This window comes from uncultured Microbacterium sp. (assembly GCF_947632095.1).
In the GTDB taxonomy this organism is placed as follows: domain Bacteria; phylum Actinomycetota; class Actinomycetes; order Actinomycetales; family Microbacteriaceae; genus Microbacterium.
Genome location: NZ_CANROA010000099.1, coordinates 1 through 3,002, shown reverse-complemented (window position 1 = coordinate 3,002; position 3,002 = coordinate 1). Strand labels below are relative to the sequence as shown.

The window sequence follows — 3,002 nt, the reverse complement described above, 5'->3', positions numbered from 1 at the left end:
TCGCAATCGGGCTCTGGTCCAGGGGCCCGCGCGCGGGCCTGGGAGGACTGGCAGTGCTGGTCGTCGTGAGCATGGCCCGGGCCACGTGGCTCGACGGGCACTGGCTCTACGTCGCGGAGGAGTTGCCCCCGGCGCTCATGCGCGCTGGTGTGCCCTGGCTGATCGGTCTCGCCGTGCGCCAGTACATCGTCCTCGGGCGGAGGGCAGACCGCGAGCGAGAGCTGCGGCAGGTCCAGCGCCTGGCCGAGCTCAAGGAGCGCGCCACCGCCGACCGGCTCGCCCTCGCGCAGTCGCTGCACGACGACCTCGGCCACTCGTTGAGCCTCGTCGCGCTCAATCTCGGACGGCTCGAGATCGACCCGGCACTGCCCGAGAGCGCCCGCACCTCGCTCTTACACGCCCGCAACGACCTCGCCCACGCGGTCGAACGCCTGGGGGACTCCGTCTCCGACCTCAGATCCGGCGCTCCCGTGCTGCCAATGGGCGCAGCATCTGTCGATGCACTGCTGGCCCGGGCCCGCGCAGCCGGTGCGCGCATCACCGTGCAAGGACTGCCGGAACCCAGGCGGCTGCAGGACTTCGGAGGCGAGCAGGTCACGAGGGTCCTACAAGAAGCGATCACGAACGCAAGCAGGCACGCTCCCGGCACCCCGATCGACATCACCGCTGCCGACGTCGGTGCCGAGCTGCGTCTGAAGATCGAGAACGCCCTCGGCGAGACTCCTGCCGACGCGCACACAGCGGGCACGGGCCTGAGCACTTTGGAAAGTGAGCTCCGCGCCCACGGCGGAGAACTCGCCGCGGAGAAGACGGACAGTGCGTTCGTCCTCTCTGCGGTCCTCCCGACTCGCCGTCAGGAGCAGAGCACGCACGATGATCGCGCTGTGGAGGCGACGAGAGACGTCGATGAGAGCTCGACCGGCAGAACGAAGCTCCGCCAGCGACTGATTCTCGCCTCGACCGCGGCGATCGTCGTCGTCGGGCTCGCAGCGGTCGAGGCGCTGACGGTGGTGCAGAACCACCGCGCGCTGCTGTCGGCAGGGGCCTTCTCAAGCATCAGCGTCGGAGACGCGCGGGCGGAGACCGAGCGGATCCTGCCCGGCCACGAGCTGCCGGCCAGGCGGGGCGAGAACCGACCGGACGACTGCCACGACTACGCCGTGACCGCGAACACCTTTGACGACGCTGCCGGGGACGTGTACCGGATCTGCTTCGCGCAGGACGAGGTCTCCAGCACCGAGTACATCGCAGGAGGACAACGATGACAGCGACCGAGGCCCCGGTCAGAGTCCTGGTCGCCGACGACGACCCCCTCGTGAGGACCGGCATCGTCGGGATCCTCGACACCGATCCCGCCATCGAGGTCGTAGCCCAGGCCGCCGACGGAGCAGAGGCCCTGCGCAAGATCGACGCGCACCGTCTCGACGTCGCCCTCTTCGACATCCAGATGCCCGGGATGAGCGGACTCGACGCGCTGCAACGGCTCCGCTCCGACGGGAGCGCGCTCCCCTGCCTGTTCGTCACCACGTTCGGGGAGGACGACTACATCGCCGAGGCCATCCGGCTCGACGCAGACGGGTTTGTCCTCAAGTCCGGCGATCCGCGCCAGCTGATCGCCGGTGTGCACGCCGTCGCCGGTCGCGGAGCGTTCTTCTCGCCCTCGGTCGCCCGGCGTCTGCTCGACTCCGGCGTCTCGACGACGTACACCCAGTACGCGAGCGCCGTCGAACGCTTCGAACGCCTCACGGCTCGCGAGCGAGAGATCCTGATCCGGCTCAGCCAAGGAGAGACGAACGCTGAGATCGCGAAAGCGCTGCACCTCGCTCCCGGCACCGTCAAGGTGCACGTTTCCGCGATCCTGCGGAAGACTGAAGCGCGCAACCGCGTAGAAGCAGCCCTCATCGCCCTTCGCGCCGGACGAGCCTAGATCTTCTCGGGACGACGACGATCAGGCTTCGTCGTGCCGGAGCTTCGGAACGTCCGCGACGAGACCTTCGATGGTGTCTTCGGGGCGGAGACAAGCGCCGCGCAGAGGAGGTCGAAATCTGCCACGGCACCATTGTTCCCGAGTCGCGTCCGACCCTGCTCGCGCGGAGAAGGTCCCGGAGTAGATCTGGGGGCGTTCTTGTGGTCATTCTCAGAAGACGAAGTCGGCGGCTGTCTCGCCGACCTCGGCGCACATCGAAGCGAAGTTGCTCGCCTCGATGTCGGTCCTGGACGTCGCAACGTCCGCGAAGTTCTTCAAAGTGTCCTCGGTGATCTCGACGCGTATCGATTCCGCCGCGACGTTCTCCAACGGCGACTTGCCGATCCACGTCGCCTCGAACGCTGCTCCATCGCCGCCGTCGACCCGCTCGAGGGTGGCGACGCCCTCGGACTTCGTCTGGCCGGCGCAGTTGACGATCCCGTAGGTGACCTCGCCCGCCTCCTCGTCGAGCACCCAGCGCTCAAGCGCGGGCGAGAAGTTCTGGATCGCGCGGAGATACTGGACATGCCCGTCCTCGACGCCCAGGTCCGCGGTTGCGCCCGACTTCTCGCCCTGGCCGCCTTCCTCGGTGCTCTCGTCGCCGGTCTCCTCGGCCGGGGTCTCCGGCTCGGTAGGCTCGGTAGCCGGTGCCGAGGGGACTGGATCCTGCGCTTCGGCATGGAACGCGGCGCGGTCCTCGTCGTCGCCGGGGTAGCTGCACCCGCTGAGCGCGAGAGCAGCGGCGGCCAGCAGTGCTGCGCCGATGGTCGTGATCGCCGCCTTCGTCATCAGACGTCACCCCTCTCGGCATCGGGCGTACCAGTGGTCGTCTTCACCTGGAGGCCCGACTTCGTCTTCATCTTCGAGACCAGGTTCGTGAACAGCTGCGGCGCGACGATGAAGGACGCGATGAGCGCCGAGGCGGCTCCGGCGATCCAGACGTTGCTGAAGATGCCGAGCGCCACCGAGAGTCCCCAGCGGAAGATCATGTAGCCGACGGTGAAGCCGAGCGCCAGCAGCGCCATCCGCCAGATGG

Annotated in this window: 4 protein-coding genes; 2 read left to right on the top strand and 2 right to left on the bottom strand. The window is 68.2% G+C overall.

The window, feature by feature from the left end:
- A partial coding sequence (locus tag Q0Z66_RS12370; RefSeq protein WP_298041608.1) for a histidine kinase occupies positions 1-1,265 on the top strand: 1,265 nt, incomplete at its 5' end.
- Positions 1,262-1,927: a response regulator transcription factor gene (locus Q0Z66_RS12365; protein WP_011867674.1), complete on the top strand. Its 666-nt coding sequence runs from the start codon at positions 1,262-1,264 to the stop codon at positions 1,925-1,927. The genes Q0Z66_RS12370 and Q0Z66_RS12365, both read left to right, overlap by 4 nt.
- A 210-nt stretch (positions 1,928-2,137) precedes the next feature.
- Here the strand turns inward: Q0Z66_RS12365 and Q0Z66_RS12360 are convergent, their stop codons facing one another.
- Positions 2,138-2,755, bottom strand: a complete 618-nt coding sequence (locus Q0Z66_RS12360) for a hypothetical protein (RefSeq protein ID WP_011867673.1) — start codon at positions 2,753-2,755, stop codon at positions 2,138-2,140.
- The coding region (locus tag Q0Z66_RS12355; protein ID WP_298041602.1) for a hypothetical protein at positions 2,755-3,002 on the bottom strand (248 nt) is incomplete at its 5' end. The genes Q0Z66_RS12355 and Q0Z66_RS12360, both read right to left, overlap by 1 nt.

What these genes read in the sequence shown, in the direction of transcription:
- Q0Z66_RS12365 (WP_011867674.1), top strand. Translation starts at nt 1,262, where the DNA reads ATGACAGCGACCGAGGCCCCGGTCAGAGTCCTGGTCGCCGACGACGAC.
- Q0Z66_RS12360 (WP_011867673.1), bottom strand. Translation starts at nt 2,755, where the DNA reads ATGACGAAGGCGGCGATCACGACCATCGGCGCAGCACTGCTGGCCGCC.